The 22,494-nt window shown below is 60.9% G+C and carries 19 protein-coding genes; 1 reads left to right on the plus strand and 18 read right to left on the minus strand.

Annotated elements, in window-relative coordinates; genetic code table 11:
• Nucleotides 1-47: 47 nt before the first annotated feature.
• From FBY04_RS14560 to arnB, 8 genes are read right to left on the minus strand one after another with little or no spacing between them, the layout of a single operon-like run.
• Nucleotides 48-1,427, minus strand: a complete 1,380-nt coding sequence (locus FBY04_RS14560; RefSeq protein WP_145315629.1) for a UDP-glucose/GDP-mannose dehydrogenase family protein — start codon at nt 1,425-1,427, stop codon at nt 48-50.
• Nucleotides 1,424-1,825 (minus strand): 4-amino-4-deoxy-L-arabinose-phosphoundecaprenol flippase subunit ArnF, encoded by a 402-nt coding sequence (gene arnF, locus FBY04_RS14565; protein ID WP_145315630.1) that lies wholly within the window; start codon nt 1,823-1,825, stop codon nt 1,424-1,426. Before arnF ends, FBY04_RS14560 begins: the two co-directional genes overlap by 4 nt.
• Entirely contained in the window at nt 1,822-2,166 is a 345-nt protein-coding gene (arnE, locus tag FBY04_RS14570) for a 4-amino-4-deoxy-L-arabinose-phosphoundecaprenol flippase subunit ArnE (RefSeq protein WP_084322926.1), read from the minus strand. The genes arnF and arnE overlap by 4 nt, the downstream gene beginning before the upstream one ends.
• On the minus strand, nt 2,163-3,812 hold the full coding sequence (gene arnT, locus FBY04_RS14575) for a lipid IV(A) 4-amino-4-deoxy-L-arabinosyltransferase (protein WP_145315631.1): 1,650 nt from the start codon (nt 3,810-3,812) through the stop codon (nt 2,163-2,165). Before arnT ends, arnE begins: the two co-directional genes overlap by 4 nt.
• Nucleotides 3,809-4,693: a 4-deoxy-4-formamido-L-arabinose-phosphoundecaprenol deformylase gene (gene arnD, locus FBY04_RS14580; protein ID WP_145315632.1), complete on the minus strand. Its 885-nt coding sequence runs from the start codon at nt 4,691-4,693 to the stop codon at nt 3,809-3,811. The genes arnT and arnD overlap by 4 nt, the downstream gene beginning before the upstream one ends.
• On the minus strand, nt 4,693-6,684 hold the full coding sequence (arnA, locus tag FBY04_RS14585; RefSeq protein WP_145315633.1) for a bifunctional UDP-4-amino-4-deoxy-L-arabinose formyltransferase/UDP-glucuronic acid oxidase ArnA: 1,992 nt from the start codon (nt 6,682-6,684) through the stop codon (nt 4,693-4,695). Before arnA ends, arnD begins: the two co-directional genes overlap by 1 nt.
• Nucleotides 6,681-7,700 carry an undecaprenyl-phosphate 4-deoxy-4-formamido-L-arabinose transferase gene (arnC, locus tag FBY04_RS14590; protein WP_145315634.1) on the minus strand — a complete coding sequence of 340 codons (1,020 nt, stop codon included), beginning with the start codon at nt 7,698-7,700 and terminating at the stop codon, nt 6,681-6,683. Before arnC ends, arnA begins: the two co-directional genes overlap by 4 nt.
• Complete coding sequence (arnB, locus tag FBY04_RS14595; protein ID WP_145315635.1) at nt 7,697-8,845, minus strand: UDP-4-amino-4-deoxy-L-arabinose aminotransferase; 1,149 nt, start codon at nt 8,843-8,845, stop codon at nt 7,697-7,699. Before arnB ends, arnC begins: the two co-directional genes overlap by 4 nt.
• Before the next feature lie 403 nt (nt 8,846-9,248).
• Between arnB and xerC the strand changes: the two genes are divergently transcribed.
• The gene (gene xerC / locus FBY04_RS14600; protein ID WP_084322920.1) at nt 9,249-10,139 is read left to right on the plus strand and encodes a tyrosine recombinase XerC; all 891 of its coding nucleotides are present in this window, start codon (nt 9,249-9,251) and stop codon (nt 10,137-10,139) included.
• Here xerC and FBY04_RS14605 read toward each other — a convergent pair.
• From FBY04_RS14605 to FBY04_RS14650, 10 genes are all read right to left on the minus strand, one after another.
• Nucleotides 10,136-11,206, minus strand: coding sequence for an ABC transporter ATP-binding protein (locus FBY04_RS14605; RefSeq protein ID WP_145315636.1), 1,071 nt, complete (start codon nt 11,204-11,206; stop codon nt 10,136-10,138). The two genes, xerC and FBY04_RS14605, sit on opposite strands and share 4 nt — an antisense overlap.
• Nucleotides 11,203-12,801 (minus strand): iron ABC transporter permease, encoded by a 1,599-nt coding sequence (locus FBY04_RS14610; RefSeq protein ID WP_145315637.1) that lies wholly within the window; start codon nt 12,799-12,801, stop codon nt 11,203-11,205. Before FBY04_RS14610 ends, FBY04_RS14605 begins: the two co-directional genes overlap by 4 nt.
• 4 nt (nt 12,802-12,805) lie before the next feature.
• Nucleotides 12,806-13,819, minus strand: coding sequence for an iron ABC transporter substrate-binding protein (locus FBY04_RS14615; RefSeq protein WP_145315638.1), 1,014 nt, complete (start codon nt 13,817-13,819; stop codon nt 12,806-12,808).
• A gap of 191 nt (nt 13,820-14,010) precedes the next feature.
• A complete protein-coding gene (locus tag FBY04_RS14620) occupies nt 14,011-14,766 on the minus strand; it encodes an ABC transporter ATP-binding protein (protein WP_145315639.1) in 756 nt (251 codons plus the stop codon).
• Nucleotides 14,760-15,821, minus strand: a complete 1,062-nt coding sequence (locus FBY04_RS14625; protein WP_145315640.1) for an iron ABC transporter permease — start codon at nt 15,819-15,821, stop codon at nt 14,760-14,762. Before FBY04_RS14625 ends, FBY04_RS14620 begins: the two co-directional genes overlap by 7 nt.
• A complete protein-coding gene (locus tag FBY04_RS14630; RefSeq protein WP_145315641.1) occupies nt 15,818-17,005 on the minus strand; it encodes an ABC transporter substrate-binding protein in 1,188 nt (395 codons plus the stop codon). The genes FBY04_RS14625 and FBY04_RS14630 overlap by 4 nt, the downstream gene beginning before the upstream one ends.
• 65 nt (nt 17,006-17,070) lie before the next feature.
• Nucleotides 17,071-19,500, minus strand: coding sequence for a TonB-dependent receptor (locus tag FBY04_RS14635; RefSeq protein WP_145315642.1), 2,430 nt, complete (start codon nt 19,498-19,500; stop codon nt 17,071-17,073).
• A 102-nt stretch (nt 19,501-19,602) separates the two neighbouring features.
• Nucleotides 19,603-20,580 carry a FecR domain-containing protein gene (locus tag FBY04_RS14640; RefSeq protein ID WP_145315643.1) on the minus strand — a complete coding sequence of 326 codons (978 nt, stop codon included), beginning with the start codon at nt 20,578-20,580 and terminating at the stop codon, nt 19,603-19,605.
• Nucleotides 20,581-21,096: a sigma-70 family RNA polymerase sigma factor gene (locus FBY04_RS14645; protein WP_145315644.1), complete on the minus strand. Its 516-nt coding sequence runs from the start codon at nt 21,094-21,096 to the stop codon at nt 20,581-20,583.
• Nucleotides 21,097-21,172: 76 nt separating this feature from the next.
• Nucleotides 21,173-22,417 carry an MFS transporter gene (locus FBY04_RS14650; protein WP_145315645.1) on the minus strand — a complete coding sequence of 415 codons (1,245 nt, stop codon included), beginning with the start codon at nt 22,415-22,417 and terminating at the stop codon, nt 21,173-21,175.
• Nucleotides 22,418-22,494: the final 77 nt, after the last annotated feature.

The following is a 22,494-nucleotide window of genomic DNA, read 5'->3' on the forward strand; positions in this document are numbered from 1 at the left end:
CAGCCCGATGCCCAGGGACTGCCGGCGAATGCTCGGTGCGTTAACGATCAAGCGACATCCGAAGCCGCCGGCCATTGCTGGTACGGAATCGGTAACTTGCGCGAGTCACCGCGACCCATCGGGTAGTACATGAACCCGTTGCGCGTCAGGCGATCAGCGTCGTACAGGTTGCGTCCGTCAAAGATCACCGGGGCTTTGAGCCGCTGCTGGATCAGGTTGAAGTCCGGCGCCTTGAACTGCTGCCATTCGGTGCAGATGATCAATGCATCGGCGCCGGCCAGCACCGATTCTGGGGTGCCCATGAGCATCAGCTTTGCTTCGTCGGGGTACAAATGCTGGGTTTCCTGCATCGCTTCCGGATCGAACGCCCGCACGCTGGCGCCAGCAGCCCACAGCGATTCAAGCAGCACGCGGCTCGGTGCATCGCGCATGTCATCGGTGTTGGGTTTGAACGCCAGGCCCCACACGGCGAAGGTCTTGCCGCGCAGATCGCCCTTGTAGAACGCGTTGATGCGTTCGAACAGCTTGTGTTTCTGCCGCTGATTAATTGCTTCCACCGCTTGCAGCAGGTCGCTGGAGCAATGCGCTTCTTCGGCACTGTGGATCAGGGCGCGCATGTCTTTGGGGAAACACGAACCGCCGTAACCGCAGCCGGGGTAGATGAAGTGATAGCCGATGCGCGAATCCGCGCCGATGCCCAGGCGCACCGATTCGATGTCGGCACCGAGGTGTTCGGCCAGTTCGGCGATCTGGTTGATGAAGCTGATCTTGGTCGCCAGCATGCAGTTGGCGGCGTACTTGGTCAGTTCGGCACTGCGCAGGTCCATGAACATGATCCGGTCATGGTTGCGGTTGAATGGCGCATAGAGATCGCGCATGACGTCGCGCACGTCATCGCTTTCGCAGCCGATGACGATACGGTCCGGACGCCGGCAATCGGCCACGGCCGAGCCTTCTTTGAGAAACTCCGGGTTGGAGACGATTTCGAACTGCAACAAACGCCCGACCTTGATCAGGCATTTGTCGATGTGCGCGCGCAAGGTATCGCCAGTGCCCACGGGAACCGTGGATTTCTCCACCAGAATCACCGGCTGTTCGCGATGACGGGCCACCGCTTCGCCCACCGACAGCACGTAACGCAGGTCCGCCGAGCCATCGTCCCGGGACGGCGTGCCCACCGCGATGAACAACACCTGACCGTGTTGCACAGCGAGTTTTTCGTCGGTGGTGAACTGCAGTCGCCTGGCTTCGAGACTTTCGCGCACCAGGCTGGCGAGCCCCGGTTCGAAAATGCTCACGTGGCCTTGTTGCAGCAACTCGACTTTTTTCTCGTCGATGTCCATGCAGACCACGTCGTGGCCGACTTCAGCCAGCACAGCGGCCTGCACCAGGCCCACGTAACCGCTACCAAATACACTGATTTTCATAGGTCGCTCCTGAGGTTGGACGCATGAGCAGGTCGAGAGTTGATGGTGATGACGCCAAGGATGACCAGGGCCACCCCGAGGCTTTTGGAAAGGCTGAAATCTTCGTTGAACACCGGCAGCGCGGCGGCGAGCACGTACACCAGCGCGTAGCTGATGCTCAATAGCGAATAAGCCCGGCCCAGCGGCACATCGCGCAGGGCGGCGAGCCAGCTGAACATCGACAGGGCATAGGCGAGGATGGCGGCCAGCACCACGACCACAGCGGTCGGATCAATCGCAGCGGCCAGCCAGTGATCGGGTGACGGCAGGCGCGTCATGCTCCAGCGCATGCCCAACTGCGCGGCGCTGCCCAGCAGTACACTGCCGAGGGCGAAGGTCAGGCCACGGCGCAGGCTCATGTGTGCAGCCCCAGCAACATCACGCCGCCCATCACCAGTGCCACGCCCAACCAGTGTCGACGGTCGATGTTTTCGTGGAAGACGAAGCGGGCAATCAGGGTGATCAGCACAAAATTCAGGCTCAGCATCGGATACGCGACGCCGACTTCAAGGCGCTGCAACACCAGCAGCCACACGAGCAAGCCCGCGCCCAACGCGACGATTGCCAGCCACAACCATGGCGAGCGCAGTTTTGTGCCCCAGCCCGGCGGCAGGCCGCTCCAGTTTTCCACGGCTTTTTTCTGGGCGATCTGGCCCAGGCAGGTGAGCAGGCAGGCTGCCAACACCAGCAACAGACTCATGACGCACCCTGAGGAAAAATCAGAATCACAAGGTTGCCTTGTTCATAGCGTTTGCCATCCTTGGGCAGTCGTTCGATTTCACGCAGCTCGGCCTCCCCTTTAACCCGCATCAGCACGCCAACTGAACCGTTCTGGCGGGCGTCGCGCATCCACTGCTGCACGCGATCGGGGTCGACGCGCTGCTGTGCGCCGTCAGGATAAGCGAGGCCATATTTCAATTCGCCTATCGTGTTGTACAACGCCACGTCCGTGCGTTTCAGGCGCCAGGCCAGGGCCGAAGCGGCGCCCAGATCGTTGCTTAACAGCGTGCCGGCCTGGCCGAGTTCCTGTGCATGCTCAAGGACGAACTGGTCGGGCATCTTGTTCGCCACCACCGCTTCGGGCATCGCCGCCGGTAGCACACCGATCAGCAACAGGCTGCCAAAGGCCGGCGCCGCCCAGCATTGCAACGGCCGGAACGCCTGCAGCAGGTTGGTCATGATCCAGCCGAGCAGACCGATGAACACCAGCACCAGGCTGTGCAGTTCGTGGTCGTACAGTGGTTTTTTCAGTTGCAGGTAGACGAGGGCGAGCAGGGTGGTCAGGCCCAGAAGGAGGTTGAGCAAGCCATTGATGCCCAACACCCGGCCTTGTTCCAGTCGCAAGCGGTCCGCCAGTGCGTTGCCCAACAGCAAGGCCAGGGGCAACAGGCACGGCAGGATGTAGGTCGGCAACTTGCCGTTGCTCAGGCTGAAAAACAGCAGCGGCATCAGCAACCACAGCAGCAGAAAGCCGATGCTGGCCTGACGACGTGTTTGCCACGCCTGCTTCAGCGCCGACGGCAACAACGCGGCCCACGGCAGACTGAACGCCACCAGCAATGGCAGGTAGAACCACCACGGCGCGTCATGCTGCGCATCGTCACCGGCAAAACGGCGAATGTGTTCGTGCCAAAAGAAGAACCGCCAGTAATCAGGCTCTTGCGCGTGCACCGCCAAGGCCCAGGGCAGGCTCACGGCGATGGCCACGGCAATCGCCACCGGACCGTAAATCAACAACTCGCGTAAGCGTTTTTGCCAGATCATCCAGGGCAGGGCGATCAGCACTGGCAACACCCAGGCCAGAAATCCCTTGGTCATGAACCCCATGCCACACGCCAGGCCCAGCAGCGCCCAACCGATCAGGCGCCGGTCACGGCTGACGCTGTCCAGCGCAAACCACAAAGCCACCAGACTCAGGTTGACCCAAAAGGTGAATTGCGGATCGAGGTTGGCGTAGCCGGCCTGTCCGGTAACCACGGCGAAACTCATGTACAGCAGCGCGCAGGCAAAACTCTTGCGCGGCTCGTTCCACAGCCGGCGGGCAATCAGGTAACACAGCATCACGCTGAGCCCGGTGCTGAGGGCTGAAGCGAAACGCACGCCGAACAGGTTGTCGCCAAACACCGCCTGACTCAGAGCGATCATCCAGTAACCGGCCACCGGTTTTTCGAAGTAGCGCAGGCCCATGAAGTGCGGCGACACCCAGTCGCCGCTCAAGAGCATGCCCTGGCTGATTTGCGCGTAGCGGGTTTCGTCCGGAATCCACAAACCGTGGCTGCCCATTGGCAGCAGATAAGCCAACAGACAAAGGCCCAGCAACAACGGCAATGCCCAACGTTTGCTCATACGCCTTGCACTCCCAGCCAGCCTTCGCGACCGTCGAGCGCACCGCGCACGACCCGACCGCTGGGCAAGGCATCCAGTGTTTCGGGCAGCAAATCGCCCAAAGGCTGGAAGCGGATATCACGCTGGCGCGCGTCGGCCAGCAGTTGACGGAAATCGTTGGCCATTAGAATCCCTTCCACTTCGGCGTGGATCGTATAGACGTTGAGGTTTTGCACAGTGAATCGGTCAAGGATGAACGCGTTGAAATCCCTGGCGGCGACGATCGGGCCGACCACCTCATCGAAGGTGGGCAGGTCCACCGGAATCTGTGGCGCGCCCAGGCCACCCTCGGCCAATGTCGGCCGGAACAGGCTGCGGCCACGACAATCGCTGTTGTAGCGAAAACCGAACCTCTGCTTGGCTTCGATCACACGCTCGTCCGCCCGCCAACCGGCGGCCGCGGAGCAGTCGATAGTTTGTCCGAGGATATCGCTCAGCGTGTCCACGCCCTGACGAATCTGCTCGATCAGTTGCGCGTCGCTCCAGCGCCCGGCATTGGCCTGCCAGCCGTGGTGATCCCAGGCGTGCAGGCCGACTTCATGCCCGGCATCTCGGGTCCGACGCATCAGGTGCCCGAGGTCGCGGCCAATCGGCTTGCCCGGCCACGCAGTGCCGGCCAGCAGAATGTCCCAGCCGTACAGGCCGGCGGCGTTGGAGCGCAGCATCTTCCAGAGAAACTGCGGGCGGATCAGGCGCCACAAGTGCCGCCCCATGTTGTCCGGCCCGACGCTGAAAAAGAACGTGGCTTTGACCTGGGCTTCATCGAGCATTTCCAGCAACCGCGGCACGCCCTCACGGGTGCCGCGGTAGGTGTCGACATCAATCCTGAGACCCGCTTGCATCAAACGTTGTCCGCGATTTCGAGCATCGCTTCCCGCAGGAAGAAATCCAGCGTGTTGCCGATGGTTTCACTCATCTCCACGGTCGGCGTCCAGTCCAGTAACCGCTTGGCGTTGTCGATGCTTGGTTTGCGGTGCGACACGTCCTGATACCCAGCACCGTAGAACGCCTTGCTTTCGACGTCGCGGAACCCGGCGAACGGCGGGAAGTTGTGGCGCAGCGGGTGCGCGTCGAACTGGCGCAGCAGCTCTTCGCCCAATTGGCGGATGCTGGCTTCGTTGTCCGGGTTGCCGATGTTGATGATCTGGCCGTTGCAGGCGTCGTTGCGGTTGTCGATGATTCGCGCCAGCGCTTCCACGCCGTCGGCAATGTCGGTGAAGCAGCGTTTTTGCTCACCGCCGTCAAACAGACGAATCGGCGTGCCTTCCACCAGATTGAGGATCAGTTGCGTAATCGCCCGGGAACTGCCGATGCGTGCCGAATCCAGACGGTCCAGGCGTGGGCCCATCCAGTTGAAGGGGCGGAACAGGGTGAAGTTCAAGCCTTTTTGGCCATAAGCCCAGATCACGCGGTCGAGCAGTTGCTTGGAGGTCGAGTAGATCCAGCGTTGCTTGTTGATCGGCCCGACCACGAGGTTGGACGTGTCCTCGTCGAATTTGCCGTCCTGGCACATGCCATAGACTTCCGACGTCGACGGAAAAATCACCCGCTTGTTGTATTTGACGCAGTAGCGAACCAGCTTGAGGTTCTCTTCGAAATCCAGCTCGAACACGCGCAGCGGGTTGCGGGTGTATTCGATGGGCGTGGCGATCGCCACCAGCGGCAGGATCACGTCGCACTTCTTGATGTGGTACTCGATCCACTCGGAGTGGATGCTGATGTCGCCTTCGACAAAATGAAAATTCGGATGGCTGCGCAAACGCCCGATCGCATCGGAGCCGATGTCGAGGCCGTACACCTCGTAGCGGTCATCGCGCAGTAAACGCTCGGACAAGTGATTGCCGATGAAGCCGTTGACGCCGAGGATCAGCACGCGCGTGCGGCGTGGCGTGCGTCCGGATTCGGCACCGCGCAGCAAGGAGCCGTCCACCAGACCGAGTTCGCCGGCCAGTTGCGGCCCGCTCAGGTACAAGCCGTTGTCGTTACGCTGGCCGGCGTTGATCACCAACGAGTCTTCGCCGCAGGCAATGCGCAGCGGGTCGACACTGATGACCCGGCCCGGTGCCTGGCCTTCGTTGCCTTTGACGACTTCAGCGCTCCAGACAATCAATTTGTGCTCGCCCACCGCGCAGAACGCGCCGGGATAAGGTTGCGTGACGGCGCGCACCAGGTTGAACAGTTCTTCTGCCGGCTTCTGCCAGATCAGCTTGCCGTCGGCGGGCGTGCGGCGACCGAACGTCGTGGCCCTGGATTCGTCCTGAGGGATCTCGCTGGTCTTGCCTGCGAGCAGTGCCGGCAAGGTGTCACGCAACAGGTCGGTCGCGGCCACGCGCAGTTTGCCGTGCAGGCTCAGCGCGGTGTCGCTGCGCTCGATTCCAACCTGCTTCTGCGCGAGGATGGCACCCGCATCGGCGCGCTTGACCATGCGGTGCAGGGTGACGCCAGTTTCGCTTTCGCCGTTGACCAGCACCCAATTGGCCGGCGCACGACCGCGATAGCGCGGCAACAACGAACCGTGCAGATTGAATGCGCCTTTGCGTGCCGTGGCCAGCAGCGGTTCGCTCAGCAGCTGGCGGTAGTAAAACGAGAACAGGTAATCGGGGTTGAGCTGGCTGATGCGCTCGATCCACAACGGGTGGTTGACGTCTTCCGGGGCGTGCACCGCAATACCCCGGCGCGCGCACAGTTGCGCGACGGAGGCGTAAAAAGCGTTCTCCTTGGGATCATCGGCATGGGTGAACACGGCGGCAATGTCATAACCGCTGTCGAGCAGCGTCTCGATGCCGGCACAGCCAATATCGTGATAGGCGAAAACAACAGCTTTTGCGCTCATGAGAGAACCTGATCTGAAGAAGTGGAAGTGAGACCGTCAACGGTGACAACGGGAACGGGTATGGCGGGCTGGCTGCGCAGGACTTTTTCGATGAAAAAACGCGGACGCGCACGGACATCGCTGTACATCCGCCCCAGGTATTCGCCCAACAGGCCCATGCCGATGAACTGGCCACCGGTGAACACGAACAGCACGGCGAACAGCACGAACGTCCCGTCGCCTGCCCAACTGGCGCCGAACACCAACCGCAGGACAATCAGCGCGGTGGCGAACGCCACGCCCAGTCCGGCCATGGCAAAGCCGACGATGCTCAACAACCGCAACGGCGTGGTGGTCATGCAGGTGATCAGGTCGAACATCAGGTTGACCAGGCGCATCGGGCTGTACTTCGATTCCCCGTGTTCGCGTTCGGCGTGGGTCACCAGGATTTCCGTGGTGTGCCGGGCGAAGCTGTTGGCGAGGATCGGGATGAAGGTGCTGCGTTCGCGACAGGCGAGCATGGCGTCGACGATGCTGCGTCGATAGGCGCGGAGCATGCAGCCGTAGTCGCTCATGGCAACGCCGGTGGAGCGCTGCACGGCGAGGTTGATCAGCTTCGACGGCCAGCGGCGCAAGGCCGAATCCTGCCGATTGCTACGCACCGTGGCGACCACGTCATAGCCGAGTTCAGCCTGGGCCACCAGGCGCGAGATCTCTTCGGGCGGGTTTTGCAGGTCGGCGTCGAGGGTGATGACGACATCGCCCTTGCACTGCTCGAAACCGGCCATGATTGCCGCGTGCTGGCCGTAGTTGCGGTTGAGAATGACCGCCACCACCGGGCTGCACTCGCGGCAGGCGGCTTCTTCGAGGAGTTGCGCGGAGTTGTCGCGACTGCCGTCATCGACCATCACGATTTCGTAGTCATGGTGCAATTGCTGGCACGCCGCTTCGGTGCGCCTGAGCAATTCGGGCAGGCTGTCTTGCTCGTTGTAGACCGGGATGACGATCGACACGCAACGGATCGGATAAGGTTTCACAGGCGTGTGTCCAGTGTGAGTTCGATGGCGCTGACGACGCGGTCGACGTCATCGTTGGTCATGTCGGGGAACAACGGTATCGAGCACAGGCGTGCCGAGTTCCATTCGGTGTTGGGCAGGTAAATGTTGGGGAAGCGCTGGCGGTACCAGGTGTGCAGGTGGGTGGCGATGAAGTGGATGCCGGTGCCGATGTTCTGCGCCTGCAGGGCTTTCATGAACGCTTCACGGTCGAGCCCGCAGCGCTCGGCGTCGATGCGCAGGATGAACAGATGCCAGGCGTGCTGCTGCGGGTAAAGCGGAATGGCCAGCGGTTGCACCGGCAAGCCTTCCAGACGCTGCCAATAGCGTCTGGCCAACGCGGCACGCTTGGCGTTGATTTCATCCAGGCGTTCCAGTTGCACAAGGGCGATGGCGGCATTGATGTCGGCCAGGTTGTATTTGAAACCGGGTTCGATCACCTGGGCCTGGGGTTTGCGGCCGTGGGTCATGCGGTCGTAGGCATCGACGCCGAGCCCGTGGAACTTGAGCATGCGCACACGGTTGGCCAGCGCTTCATCGTCGCCGACGAACATCGCGCCCTCGGCGCAGGTCATGTTCTTGATCGCGTGAAACGAGAAGATCGCCGTGCCTTTCGCGCCGACGTGACGGTTTTTGTAAAAGGTGCCCGCCGCGTGGGCGGCGTCTTCAATCACTGGAATGCCATGTTTGCAGGCCAACGCGTAGAGCGGATCGAGATCGAACGCCGCGCCGGCGTAATGCACCGGGATGATCGCCCGGGTGCGCGGGGTGATGGCCGCTTCGATATGCTCGACGCTGCTCATCAGGGTGTCGCGGTCGACGTCGACAAACACCGGCGTCGCGCCCAGCAGGCAGATCATATTTGCGGTGGAGACCCAGGTCTGGGACGGTGTGATGACTTCATCGCCGGGACCGATGCCCAATGCCAGTAACGTGACATGCATGGCGCCGGTGGCCGAGGACAATGCCACGGCATGGCGGCATCCGACATAGTTGGCGAAGTGTTCTTCGAGTTGCTGGTTTTTCGGCCCGGTAGTGATCCAGCCGGAGCGTAATACTTGCTCTACGGCGGCTATTTCCAAGTCACCGATACTGGGGCGGGAAAAGGGGAGAAAAGCCTCGTTCATGGAAAACCTCGGGGCGTAGGCCGTCCTTCGGCATGAGTGCCGAAATAAACGGGATTTCAACGGTTTAGTGACCTGTCGGGCACGAGCCTTATTTGACTTTTGCAGCCACGGCCGGCAGGTTGGGAGCCCATCGAGGCTCACCGGGTAGAGATGAGGTTAGGCCGTTTTTTGTCAAAGGAACATCAAAACCCGGTAGTGGAATCGTTTATCTGAACGTTATTAAGCCAATGTTCAGACTTCTGCCGTTCATCGCGTTCTTTAGTAGAAAGTCTTACCGAAGTGTCCTGCGTTATATGAAGAATGTTTCAATCCTTAGTTGTTTTATTGATCTGTTACCACTCAAGGCCGTTTTGTTTTGATTGACTTACCTGTTACTGATTCAAGTGTTGCAAAGACCAATCCGATGCCCCTGTATCTGGCGCGACTGGCGCCGTCCAGCCAACTGACCATGCGTTATGTGTTGCAGGACGCCGCCGACCGCCTGGGCTTCGAAGACATGAACGTCGAGGAAATTCCTTGGCACCAGCTGCAGCCCGAGGATGTGATTGCGCTGGTGGCGGCGTTGCGCGCGGACGGCTACGCGCCCAATACGTCTTCGCTGTACGTCAACGCCGTGCGCGGGGTGATGAATGAAGCGTGGCGCATGAGCCTGATCAGCCAGGAACACTTGCTGAAAATGCGCTCGGTCAAGGGCATTGCCGGCACACGACTGTCCCAGGGACGCAATCTGCGCCGCTCGCTGATCCAGGAAATGATGGCGGTCTGTGCCGCCGACCCACGACCACAAGGCCTGCGGGACGCGGCGATCATCGGGATTTTGTACGGCTCGGGCATGCGCAAATCCGAGTCGGTGAACCTCGACCTCGATCAGGTGGACTTCACCGAACGCAGCCTGCGGGTGACCGCCAAAGGCAACAAACAGCTGATCAAGTACGCACCGGCCTGGGCATTCGCCAAACTGGATGCCTGGCTGGAGCTACGCCGCTCGCAACTCAAGGAAGGCGAGGTGGACGATTCGTTCCTGTTCAATCGCATCCGCCGTGGCAGTCACATCACCCGCGAGCGCATCACCAAGCACGCGATCTATTACATCGCCCGGCAACGCGGCGCACAGGTCGGGGTGAAAATCATGCCTCACGATTTCCGGCGTTCGTTCATTACCCGGGTGATCGAGGAGCATGACTTGTCGATTGCGCAGAAACTCGCCCATCACAGCAATATCCAGACGACGGCCAACTACGACGTGCGCGACGACAATGAGCGGCGGCGGGCGGTGGACCGCTTCGATCTCTAGGATTCGCTCAACACGTGGGCATGGCCGATGGTCGAGACGTGAACCGCGCTGCCGGTCGGTGGCGCGTACAGGCCCGAACTGCGCACCATCAATGACCGACCGGGTTGGTCGGCGGATGCCGAAGGCTCCAGTTCCACGGTCAATGTGCAGGTATTGCCGCTGAAATCCCGCTCGGTCACCACGGCGCGGCAACCGGTGGCCTCGACCGAATCAGAAACGATACCGACCAGTTGCAACTGCTCGGGCCGCAGCATGATCTGCGCGCAGCGGTTGTTGCGATGGTTGTTGACCGGGATCCGCCCCAGATCGCAATGGGCCCAGCCGGCTTCGATCCGGGCGGGCATGACCACGGCATCGCCAAGGAATATCGCGGTTTGTTCGTCGCCGGGATAGCGGTAGAGGTCCAGCGGATGCCCGGACTGCACCAGACGCCCCTCGCGCATGACCGCAAGCTGATCGGCAAACGACAGCGCTTCACTCTGGTCATGGGTGACCAGAATGGTGGTGACACCGGCGTCCGCCAGCAACCGCGCGACCAGTTTGCGCATGGCCGCGCGCAGGCCGGTATCGAGCGCGGAAAACGGTTCATCCAGCAACATCAGGCGCGGCTGTTGCGCCAGGGCCCTCGCCAGTGCCACCCGTTGTTGCTGACCGCCAGACAGTTCATGGGGCCAGCGGTCGGCCATGTTCGCGTCGAGGGCAACGCTGTCCATCAACTGGGCGATACGCTCGCGTTTTTCGAGGCCCTTGAGCGACAAGCCGAAGCCGATGTTGGCGGCCACGGTCATGTGCGGAAACAAGGCACCGTCCTGAGGCACATAGCCAATCTGTCGTTGGTGGGCGGGCACTTCATGAGTAGGGTCGACCAACGTCTGCCCGTTCAGCGTGAGGCGCCCGGAGTCCGGGAATTCGAAACCGGCGATCATTCTCAGCAAGGTGGATTTGCCGGAACCGGAAGGGCCGACGATCACGGTGCGACTGCCCGTCGGCACCGACAGATTGATGTCTTCAAGGGCCCTTTGCGGGCCGTAGGATTTGCAGATCGAATGCAGTTCAAGCGTGTTCATCGGCCAGCCGTTCGTTTGGATTGGTGGTAGAGAAGTCCGGTCAACGGAAGTGACAGCAAAATCATCAGCAAGGCGTAGGGCGCAGCGGCGGCGTAGTCGATTTCGCTGGTCAACGCCCAGAACCCGGTCGCCAGCGTGCGTGTGCCGTTCGGGGCCAGCAGCAATGTGGCGGTCAATTCATTGCTGATCGCGAGAAACACCAGTGCGGCGCCCGCGGCAGCGCCGGGCGCGGCCAGCCGCAAGGTGATCAGCCACAGCGCCCGACCGGGCGAGCGACCGAGGCTGCGGGCGATATTTTCCAGCTCCACCGGCGCCTGCGCGATGCCGGCACGCAAACTCACCAGGGCGCGAGGCAGAAACATCAGCAGATACGCCAGCAACACGGTGATCGTGGTCTGGTAAATCGGCCGGGCGAAATGCACCGTGACCGTCACCAGGGCCAGGGCGACGACAATGCCCGGCAATGAACTGGTGATGTAGTTGCAGCTTTCCAGCACCCGTTGCAGCCGACCCGGCGAGCGAATCGACAACCACGCAATCGGGATGGCGGCGCAGGTGGTGAGCAACGCCCCCGCAACGCCGAGCAGCAGTGTCTGTTGCAACGCCGGCATCAGTTCGGCCATCTGCCAGACATTCGCTCCCCCTGCGATCAGCCATTTGCCCAAGGTGATCAACGGCACCCCCAGCGACAGGGCACAGGTCACCGTGAACAAGGTCAGCGCGAGGACGGTCGAACCGGTTTTCAAGTGCACGATGCGCAGTTCCCGGGCACTGCCCGAGCCGACCCGCGCATACCGCGCATGGCCACGCGCCGCCGACTCGACGGTCAGCATCGCCAGGCAGCACAGGGCGAGCACACCGGCCAGCATGTGGGCGGCGGGGCCGTTGAAGGTGGATTTGAACTGATCGAAGATCGCCGTGGTGAACGTGTCGAAACGGATCATCGCGTACAGACCATATTCGGCCAGCAAGTGCAGCCCGACCAGCAACGCGCCGCCACAGACGGCCAGGCGCAGCTGTGGCAGCACCACCCGGAAAAACACCGCCCAAGGCTTGAGTCCCATCGATTCCGCGACATCTTCAATGGCCGGATCGAGCCGGCGCAAAGTGGCCGCAATCGGCAAGTAAAGGAAGGGGAAGTAGGCGATGACCGACACCAGCACCCCGGCAAACAGACCGTGAATCGGTGGTACCAGGCTGACCCAGGCATAGCTGTGAACGAAGGCCGGGACCGCCAGCGGCGCGATCGACAACAATGACCACCAGCGTCGTCCCGGCAGATTGCTGCGTTCGGTCAGCCAGGCCAGTGCCACGCCCAGCGCGATGCACAAGGGAATCGTGATCCCTACCAGCAACACGGTGTTGATCAACAGCTCGCCAACCCGTGGCCGGAACAACAGCGTTGCCAGGGTGGCCCAACCGGTCTGTACCGAAACGCCGATGATGAAGGCAATTGGCATCAGGGCCAGCAATGACATCAGCACCGACAAGCCGATCACCCACGCACCGCCGCGCCCCGCGAACACTCCGCGGGAGCGGTGGCGTAAAGGTGCGGGTATCGCCGCAGCGACTTCCGCCGGTAGCGTTTCAGGCATCAATTCAGAGCACCCCGGCCTGAGTCATCAGCTCCACGGCTTTTTTACTGTCGAGTTTTGAGGCATCGACTTTCGGCGCATCGAGCTGCTGCAAAGGCACCAGTTGAGGGTTGGACTCAGCGTTTTTGCCCACGGCATATTCGAACGAATTGCCCGTCTTGAGGATGGCCTGGCCATCCTTGCCGGTGATCCATTTCAGGAACGCCTGGGCCTGTTCCTTGTGTTGGCTGGACGCCAGAATGCCGCCACCGGAAATGCTCACAAACGCACCCGGGTCCTTGTGTTTGAAGTAATGCAGGGCGGTGTTCTTGCTGTTTTCGCCGGTTTTGGCCTGATCGCCGAAGCGGTAATAGTGGTAAATCACGCCGCTGTCGATCTGCCCGGCATTCACCGCTTTCAACACGGAGCTGTTGCCCCGATACGCGGTGAAGTTGGTTTTCATCCCCTTGAGCCACTCGAGGGTGGCGGCTTCGCCCTTGAGTTCCAGCACGGCGGCGACAATGGCCTGGAAGTCGGCGCCAGCCGGTGACGCCGCCCAGCGACCTTTCCATTTAGCCTCGGCGAGGTCCATCAGCGACTTCGGCAACTCGGTTTCAGGCAGTTTGCTCGGGTTGTAGACAAACACCGTGGAGCGCGCGGCGATGCCCACCCACTTGCCATGCGCCGGGCGCCAGGCCTCGTCGACTTGTTCCAGGGTGGTCGGCGCTACGGGGGCAAACAGTCCCGCGTTATCCACCAGAACCATGGCCGGGGAGTTTTCGGTCAGGAACACGTCAGCGGGGGAGGCGGCACCTTCCTGCACGATCTGATTGCCCATTTCGGTGTCGTCGCCGTTGCGCACCGTGACCTTGATTCCGGTCTCCTTGGTAAAACCCTCGATCCAGGCTTTGGTCAGGCTTTCATGCTGGGCGTTGTAGACCACGATGCCGTCGGAGTCGGCGGCGTACACGTGGCTGGCGCTGAGCAGGGCAGTGGCCAGCAGTGCGGTTTTCAGGAAAGCAGGGATATGGCGATTCATTCTTTGGACAGCTCCTGTTTTTTGGCGTCATGTACAGGAATTCGCGGGTCGAACCAATGCGAATCATTTGCATATTTCGAGTCGCTGGAATGTAGAGAGCACAATGAGAAAAAAACGTTAAATAAACCGTTAATACATGTCATTTTCATTCAGATTAGCAGTGACTCGGCCCTTTGCCCCGTCGACATGGTTCAAACGATGTCGTCGATCAGGATATGGCGTTGGCCGCGGCTGCAGGTCTCGATCCTGGCCTCGACTCCGTAGACATCACGCAGCATTTGTTCGGTGATCACTTCATCGCAGGAGCCGCTCCCGTGGGACGTTCCATTGGCGATGACCAACACCTGATCGGCAAAGCGTAGCGCTTGATTCAGGTCATGGATGGCAATGAACACAATGACCTCGCGTTTGCGCGCCAGAGCGCGCATGAAATTCAGCACTTGCACCTGGCGATGCATATCCAGCGCACTGGTCGGTTCGTCCATCAGCAGGATTTCCGGCTCGCGCACCAGCGTTTGGGCGATCGATACCAATTGCTGCTGTCCGCCACTGAGTTCACCGAGGTTGCGAAAGGATAGTTCGGTGATGCCGAGTGCGTCGAGAATCTGGTCCACGAGTTTCAGTTCGTCGTCGCGCACGACCCAGCCCGGCGTCAGTTGTTTACGTGCCAGCAGCACGGATTCGTAGACGGTCAGCCGCGCACTGGCATTCAGGCCCTGAGGCATGTAGCTGATGCCCTGCGGGCCTTTTTCCGAGCCCTGCAAGTTGACCTTTCCCGGGCCGTCGATCAGCCCGGCCATCCGTTTGAACAGGGTGGATTTCCCCGCGGCATTGGGCCCGACCACCGCCACCACCTGGCCACCGATAAACGTTGCCGTGGTCACGCCGCGAATGATCTCGCGCTGACCATAGCGGGCACCAAGGTTTTCAAGCTGGAGCTTCACCATGCGTTTTTCTTCCCGCCAAGGATCAAGGATATGAAGAACGGCACACCGATCAGCGAGGTGACCACGCCGATGGGAAAAATCGCGCCCGGGATCAGGGTTTTGCTGACGACCGAACTGGCGGACAGAATCAGCGAACCGGTCAGCAGTGACGCCGGTAAAAAGAACCGTTGATCTTCACCAATCAGCATCCGGGCGATGTGCGGGCCGACCAGCCCGATAAAGCCGATAGTGCCGACGAAGGCCACTGGAAACGAGGCGAGCAGGCTGACCATGATCAATGTCTGAAAGCGCAGGCTGCGCACGTTGATCCCGAAACTTGCGGCTTTGTCATCGCCCAAACGCAGGGCAGTCAGAGCCCAGGCCCGTTTGGCGAAGATCGGCAGGGTGATGAGGATGACAACGCAAATAATCCCGAGCTTTGGCCAGGTGGCCTTGGTCAGGCTGCCCATGGTCCAGAACACCACTGCCGCCACGGCTTGCTCGGTGGCAAAAAACTGCACCAGTGCCAACAGCGCGTTAAACGTAAACACCAGAGCAATGCCGAGCAGCACGATGGTTTCGGCCGTTACGCCGCGGCGCATGCTCAGAAAGTGGATCAGCAGCGCGCAAAGCATGGCCATGATGAACGCGTTCACCGGCACCATGTACTGCGCCGCCAGCGGGAACAGCGCCACCCCGAAAGCCAGTCCCATGGCCGCGCCAAAACTGGCGGCGGCGGAAAGGCCCAAGGTGAACGGACTGGCCAGCGGGTTGTTAAGGATCGTCTGCATCTGCGCACCGGCCAGCGACAGCGCCGCGCCGACCGCAACGGCCATCAGCGCCACGGGCAGGCGGATATCCCACATCACCACCCGCACTTGTGCCGAGGCGGTGTTCGGCGAGAACAGGGCGCCGAGCACCTCCGTCAGGCTGTAACTGGCGGGCCCCAGTGCCAGGTCAAGCAACACGCTGAACACCAGCAACACCGCAAGCGCAACAAGGATCAGTCGTTTTCGCAGGACCCGTTGGCGGTATGTCGCGCTCTGCGCAATAGAAACTTCGCCTAGCGAACTCATGGTTTGTCCTCGGTTTTCTTCAGGCTGACGAAGTAGCCCGGTTGGTAGGGCAGGGGCAGGAAGCGCTCGTGGAGTTCGCGAAACGAGGCGTCAGGATCCAGATCGGCAAACAACGCCGGATGAAACCACTTGGCCAATTGCTGGATGGCCACAAACTGATAGGGACTGTTATAGAACTGATGCCAGATGGCATGAAACGCTTGATCGTTCTGCGCCTTGATACCCGCGTAGGCCGGGCGCTGGGTGTACCAGGCCAGTTTGTGCCGGGCTTGTGTCAGGTCCGCCCCGGGTCCGACACCTACCCAGCGACCACCGGGTGCGAAGGCTTGCCAGTTGGCGCTGGTGACGACCACTTGATCCGGGTTGGCGACGATCACCTGTTCGGGGTTCAATTGGCCAAAGGTGTTCGCAATGATGCTTCTGGCAATGTTGTTGCCACCGGCCATGTCGACAAAAAGGCCAAAATTTTCGTTGCCGAAACTCAGGCAGCAATCCTCGGTGTAGCCACCGATTCGCTCGATGAACACGCTGGGGCGCAAAGGCTGATTGGCCGCAATGACGTCCGTGACGCGACGGATCTGCTGATTGCGAAAAGCGATAAACGCCTCGGCGCGATCATCCTTGCCAAACAGCTGGCCGAACAGGCGCATGGTCGGCTCAGTGTTTTGCATGGGGTTGTTGCGGAAGTCGACGTAGACCACCGGGATTCCCAGCGCGTCGAGCTTCTCGATGTAGCGCGCATCTTCGGTGGCGTGTTGCGCTTCAATGTTCAGGATGATGACGTCTGGCTGTTGCGAGATTGCTTGCTCGATGTCGAACGTGCCGTCCTCAAAGCCACCGAAAGTGGGAATCCTGGCGATGTCAGGGAATTTGCGCAGGTACGCGCCGTAAGTGTCCGGGTCGGACTGGATCAAATCCTTGCGCCAACCGACGATGCGTTCGATGGGGTTTTGCGTATCCAGCGCGGCGACCAGGTATAGCTGGCGACCCTCGCCGAGAATCACCCGTCTGACCGGGATGTGAACCTTGACCTTGCGGCCCAGCAGGTCAGTGACCGTGACGGCTGCGGAATCCGGATTCGCAGCGAGCGCGGTGCGTGGCGCCAGAGAAAACCACATCACGCCCAGCAGGCCCGCCAGTAGCAGGGGCGCGAAGGCGTAGCGGCGTGGATGAACAGATGCCATGGTTGAAACCTTTGCAGGTGGCCTGATCGGGCAACGGCCAAGACCGTTGCCCGGGGCTGAACGTTTCAGAAGTCGATGGTGGCCGACAGTTGCAAGGTGCGCGGCGAACCCTGTGAGAAGGCGCCATAGGACGCGACACCGGACCAGTACTCGCGGTCGAAAACGTTCTGCACCGTGGCGCGAAAGGTGGTCGGACGCTCCGCGATGCGCGTGGCGTAACGTGCACCGACATCGAAACGGGTCCAAGGGTCGAGCTCCTGGGTGTTGGCCTGGTTGACGTATTGGCTACCGGTGTAGATCGCACCGCTGGTCAGCGTCAAACCTTCGATCCACGGCGTATCCCACTCGGCCCAGAGATTGGCCTGGACTTCAGGCACGCCCACTGGCTTGTTGCCGCGATTGGCTGCGGTACCGGTCTTGGTCAGTTCCGCGTCGAGGACGGTGACGCCACCGAGCAGGCGAGTGCCTTGGGCGATCTCGCCAAAAACGTTCAACTCTACGCCCCGGTTGCGTTGCTCACCTTGTACCGAGAACACACCGGAGACCAGTTCGCCGCTGGGTTTCTTGATCTGGAACAGGCTGAGCGTGGAGGTGAAGGTGCCGTAGTCGACCTTGACCCCGACTTCCTGCTGTCGGGAAATGTACGGTGCGAAGATCTCGCCGGAGTTCGACGCAGTGGCCGGCGCGATGTCACCCTTGCTCAAGCCCTCGATGTAGTTGTAGTAGAGCGACACATGGTCCCAGGGTTTGACCACCACCCCGAACAGCGGCGTGGTTTCGCTTTCGTCGTAGGACGTAGTGACGACGCCGGCTGCATTGAAGTTATCGGATTCGATGTTCTGCTTGCGCAGGCCGACAGTGACCTGCAAGCGTTCATCCAGTACCGAAAGGGTGTCGGCCAACGCCACGCCCGACAGCTCGGTCTCGGAGACTTTGAGTGCATCCGGTTCGGCGATGGAGGGTTTCGGACGATCGATCGGGTGGTACATATTCGACAGTACGGCCGGGCCGGAGATGATGCCGCGCTTCAGTTCATCGCGGTAACGGGTGACCTGCAACGTGGTGCTGTGGCTGATCGGACCGGTGTCGAAGCGCAGGCGGGCGCCGGCGTCGACGGTGTAGCGCTCGACTTCGAATTTGTAGTAACCCGGGATTGAAGAGGTGTTGCCTGCGCTGTTGAGAATGGTCGGGGTCTGATCAGACATCCGCTTCACATCCGATTGCCCGCCACCCGCGTGGGCGAACACGGTCAATGCGTCGTTGAGGTCGTACTCGGCACCGAGCAGGGCCGATTTATCATGGGTTTCGGCCCAGCCCCAGTCCTGGCTTACGTTGGTGCGACCGTTGGCAGCGGAGGGAGTCTCTACGCCTGAGGCAATGAGGAACGGACGGGATGCAGCGTCGAATTGTTCTTTCTGGCTGATCAGGTCCAGGGTGGTTCGCAGGCGATCACCCTGATAGTCCAGGGAGATGGCGCCGATATCGACGTCCCGGGATTGATCGTCGATGGCTGTGTCGCCTTGCTGGGTGCTGCCGTTGACGCGCACACCGAAACGGCGTTCTTCGCCGAATCGCCGGCTGACATCGAGGTGGCCCCCGATCTGCGAATCCATGGCGTAACTGGCAGTAAACCGGGTCAGGTCCTCGTCGAGGGAACGCTTGGGGACTACGTTGATCACGCCACCAACGCCGCTGTTGGGTGACATGCCGTAGAGCAAGGCGCCAGGACCCTTGATCACTTCGATGCGCTCGGCGTACTCGGTGAATACCCGGTAGTTGGGCGCAACGCCGTAGACTCCGTCGAAAGCCAGTTCGCCGAGGTTGCCTTCGCCCACCGGGAAACCGCGAATAAAGAAGGAATCGACAATGCCACCAGTCTGGCCAGTGGAGCGTACCGAAGAGTCGCGCTCCAGAACGTCGGCCACCGTCACGGCCTGCTGATCTTTCATCAACGTCGAGGTGTAGTTGCTGACGCTGAACGGTGCGTCCATCACGTCCTTGTTGCCCAGCATGCCGAGACGCCCGCCCCGGGCGACCTGACCTCCCAGGTAGGCTGGCGGCAAGCTGCCCTGACGACCGTCGGTGCCGTTGACCGTGGTTTCGGCAAGGGTCAAGTCAGCCTCGCTGTTGGCCGGGATAGGCGCCAGGGTGTAGCTGCCGTCGCTACGCGGCACCATTTCCAGACCACTGCCGGACAACAGTCGGCTGATCGCTTCCTGGGTCGAGTAAGTACCGGAAAGGCCTGGGCTCATCAAGCCCTCGGTCATCGATGGTTGGAATGACAATGCAATGCCCGCGTCCACCGCGAATTTCGACAATATTGCACCCAATGGACCGGGGGCGATGCTGTAGGCGCGGGTTACGGTGGCATCCAGCGGAGCTGGCGCGGCGATGGCAAAGGGGCTGGCGACACCGGACAGGGCAAGGCTTAGCAGCGCGCTGCGGATAGCCAGCTTGAGTGAGCGATCCGAATGCAGAGGTCGGGCAACGAACATGGAATGATGACCCTTTCGACGAGGTTGAGAAGTTCTTCCTTTCGTTGCCAGTCGAGATCAAAAAAAGTATCACGCGCTCAGCCATTTTTTTTTGCGCGAGGTTCAGGCGGGGGAGAGCGTCACCCAATAGCCGCTCAAGTGGCCGGTAGCAATCACCGGGTAGGTTTGCACCAGCATGTTCAAGGTGCGTTGGGTATCGCTGATGGGGAACGCGCCGGATATGCGCAGAGCGGCAATGGCCGGATCACAGCGCACGAAGCCTTTGCGGTAACGCGCCAGTTCCGCGATGAAGTCGGCCAGACGCATGTTGTCGGCCATCAGCATGCCTTGGGTCCATGCATTGACGGAGCGATCCACCGGGTTTAGCTGGCCGAAGGCCTGTGACGAAAAGTCGGTGCGCTGCCCGGCATTGACGATCAAGGGCGATAAGCCGTCGTTACTGGGCAGTTCAACCCTGACAGCGCCGTCCAGCACCGCGAGCTGAGTGCGGGTTTGCAGTTCCCGCACCGTAAACCGCGTGCCCAATGCCTGCATTCGCCCCTGGCGTGTGGTCACTAGAAACGGTCGGGACTGGGGGGCGACATCCGGTGCGGTCTGCACCAGGATTTCACCTTCACGCAAATTGATCAGCCGTTGACGGGCGTCGAACAGCACATCGATCGCTGAGTCGGTGTTGAGTGTAATGCGCGAGCCGTCGGCCAGTGTCAACTCGCGTTGCAGGCCCACCGCAGTCCGGTAGTCGGCCGACCATTGCTGCGACTCAACCAGCTTCCAACTGCCCCAACCGGCGGGCAACACGGCCAGAATCATCGCCAGTTTACCCAGGGCCATACGGCGTTCGGGATTGCTTGGGCGATCCAGCGCCGACATCGCCAATGAAGGGGGCAGACCACCCAGCTTGCTTTGCAGAAGTTGCGCCCGCCCCCAGGCGCGACTGCGCTCGGGGCTGCTGACGCGCCAGCATTCCCACTCGGCGCGCTCGGCATCGTCAAGGTCGCCTTCGCTGATACGCATCAGCCACTCGGCCGCTTCGTCGAGCACTGTCGGATCAATCTGTGCGTGAGTGGCGTACGTCGACATTCATTCCACCAGCATCAGGCATTGAACGAAGGCCTGTTTCATGTAGCGCTTGACGGTGATCAGCGACACGTCCAGTTGCGTGGCGATGTCATCGTATTTGAGCCCGCTGATCTGCGACAGCAGGAACGCGCGTTTGACCAGCGGTGGCAGGGCGTCGAGCATCGCGTCGATCTCATGCAGGGTTTCCAGCACGATGAAACGCAATTCGGGCGAGGGCACTTCAGGGGCAGGCAATCGCGCCAGGGCATCCAGGTAGGCGCGTTCAAGCGCCTTGCGCTGGTACCAATTGACCAGAATGCCTTTGGCCACACAACTGAGGTAGGCCCGGGGCTGTTCAATGACTGCGACTCTGGAGGCCAGTATGCGTGTGAAAGTGTCCTGCGCCAGGTCCGCCGCATCCATGGCGTTGCCCAGTTTCTTGCGCAGGGTTGCGTACAACCAGCCGTGATGGCCGGTATAAAGGGCCTCGATCGCGCGCAGATGATTGTTATGAGTCGCGGGCAGCGTATCGCTCATGGATGATAACTTTTAGCGATTGAGAAGTATTCCCAATCCTAAGTGACTGCAACCTGCGACGCAAGGGGGAGGCTGATCAGTCGCAGCGTGGCGCTTCGTCCGGTTGCACAAGCACCGATCGATAGCGCAGGGCGACGATGAGCACCAAGGCCATTGTGTAGGCGAGGCAAACGATCAGATAGGTGTATTGCAGGCCGTAGACCTGACTGAGCAGACCGCCTAGGGAAATACCTGCGATGGAGGCCAGTTGCGCGGTGCTCTGAGCCACTCCCAGCACGTAACCCTGCTGTGAACTGTCGACTGTTTTGGAAATCAGCGCCATCAGCACCGGTGTCGTGGCACCCAGCAGCACACCCCACAGGAAGTAGGCCACGACAAATACGGTTGGGCTTCGGGTCATGCCGGCGACGGCGGTCAGGCCAATGCAGCCAATGACAATCCAGGACATTCGCTGCAGGGTCTGCTGTTGAGTCCGGTGTTCGAAATAGCGTGCCCAGCGTGTTGCCGAAAGAATGAAGCCCAGTGCCAGCAAGCCATAACACAGGCCTGTGACCGAGTTACCGACCTCGAACACCAAGCTGACGTACAACGAAAACGAAGTCTGCGGCAGCATCCGCGCCAACAGCAGAATACCCATCACACCCAGCAATGACATCAGCGGTGAACCCTGCCACACGCCACGTGCCCGTCCCGCCTGCGGTGCCGTGTCCGTCACCGGCGTTTTTTTCACGGGTGGCACATCCGGCAACGTCACGGCCGCGACCACGGTGCACACCGCACAGAGCGCCGAGGCGATGAGATTGATCCAGAAGAAGGTCGCGTAATCGAGAATCAGACCACCGACCACTGCGCCGAGCAACGAGCCAACGTTGGTGGAGATTTGAAGGATCGCAAACAGCCGTGCACGCCGTGAGGGCGCCTCGATACTCACCCCGTAAGCCTGGGCCGGCGCGATGTACCCGGCAAAGGCGCCTTGTAAGAAGCGCAGCAGCAGAATCACCCAGATATCACTGCACAGCGCCAACCCCAGCTGAGTCAACGACAGACCGGCCAAGGCACGAATCATCATCAACTTGTGGCCATAACGGTCGCCGATTCGGCCCCAGAAGGCGCTGGTCAGCATGATTCCCAGCATTGGGCCGACGTACACGGCGATGCTGGCGAAACCGAACAGCGAATCTGACGTGGTCAGCCCACGCAGGTAAACGGGCCAGAACGGGCCACTCATTTCCATCGCCCCCATGGAGATGAGCTGGATCGTGAACAGAAGATAAATCAGGATTCTGACGCTGGAACCCTGAAAAGTGCCTGAATGGAACATCGGTCAGCCTCGGTGGTTGGCCGGCATCCTACGTGCTTTACCATCGAGGGAAAACTACACCGGGCGATAGGTATCCC

The sequence above is a fragment of the Pseudomonas sp. SJZ080 genome, from assembly GCF_007828295.1.
In the GTDB taxonomy this organism is placed as follows: Bacteria; Pseudomonadota; Gammaproteobacteria; order Pseudomonadales; family Pseudomonadaceae; genus Aquipseudomonas; species Aquipseudomonas migulae_A.

Coding starts and splice junctions, on each gene's coding strand:
- arnE (WP_084322926.1), bottom strand. CDS start 2,166: ATGAGTCTGTTGCTGGTGTTGGCAGCCTGCCTGCTCACCTGCCTGGGC.
- FBY04_RS14640 (WP_145315643.1), bottom strand. CDS start 20,580: ATGTCGACGTACGCCACTCACGCACAGATTGATCCGACAGTGCTCGAC.
- FBY04_RS14650 (WP_145315645.1), bottom strand. CDS start 22,417: ATGTTCCATTCAGGCACTTTTCAGGGTTCCAGCGTCAGAATCCTGATT.
- arnB (WP_145315635.1), bottom strand. CDS start 8,845: ATGAACGAGGCTTTTCTCCCCTTTTCCCGCCCCAGTATCGGTGACTTG.
- FBY04_RS14620 (WP_145315639.1), bottom strand. CDS start 14,766: ATGGTGAAGCTCCAGCTTGAAAACCTTGGTGCCCGCTATGGTCAGCGC.
- FBY04_RS14625 (WP_145315640.1), bottom strand. CDS start 15,821: ATGAGTTCGCTAGGCGAAGTTTCTATTGCGCAGAGCGCGACATACCGC.
- FBY04_RS14605 (WP_145315636.1), bottom strand. CDS start 11,206: ATGAACACGCTTGAACTGCATTCGATCTGCAAATCCTACGGCCCGCAA.
- arnT (WP_145315631.1), bottom strand. CDS start 3,812: ATGAGCAAACGTTGGGCATTGCCGTTGTTGCTGGGCCTTTGTCTGTTG.
- FBY04_RS14615 (WP_145315638.1), bottom strand. CDS start 13,819: ATGAATCGCCATATCCCTGCTTTCCTGAAAACCGCACTGCTGGCCACT.
- FBY04_RS14635 (WP_145315642.1), bottom strand. CDS start 19,500: ATGTTCGTTGCCCGACCTCTGCATTCGGATCGCTCACTCAAGCTGGCT.
- arnF (WP_145315630.1), bottom strand. CDS start 1,825: ATGAGCCTGCGCCGTGGCCTGACCTTCGCCCTCGGCAGTGTACTGCTG.
- arnD (WP_145315632.1), bottom strand. CDS start 4,693: ATGCAAGCGGGTCTCAGGATTGATGTCGACACCTACCGCGGCACCCGT.
- FBY04_RS14645 (WP_145315644.1), bottom strand. CDS start 21,096: ATGAGCGATACGCTGCCCGCGACTCATAACAATCATCTGCGCGCGATC.
- arnA (WP_145315633.1), bottom strand. CDS start 6,684: ATGAGCGCAAAAGCTGTTGTTTTCGCCTATCACGATATTGGCTGTGCC.
- FBY04_RS14560 (WP_145315629.1), bottom strand. CDS start 1,427: ATGAAAATCAGTGTATTTGGTAGCGGTTACGTGGGCCTGGTGCAGGCC.
- FBY04_RS14630 (WP_145315641.1), bottom strand. CDS start 17,005: ATGGCATCTGTTCATCCACGCCGCTACGCCTTCGCGCCCCTGCTACTG.
- FBY04_RS14610 (WP_145315637.1), bottom strand. CDS start 12,801: ATGCCTGAAACGCTACCGGCGGAAGTCGCTGCGGCGATACCCGCACCT.
- xerC (WP_084322920.1), top strand. CDS start 9,249: ATGCCCCTGTATCTGGCGCGACTGGCGCCGTCCAGCCAACTGACCATG.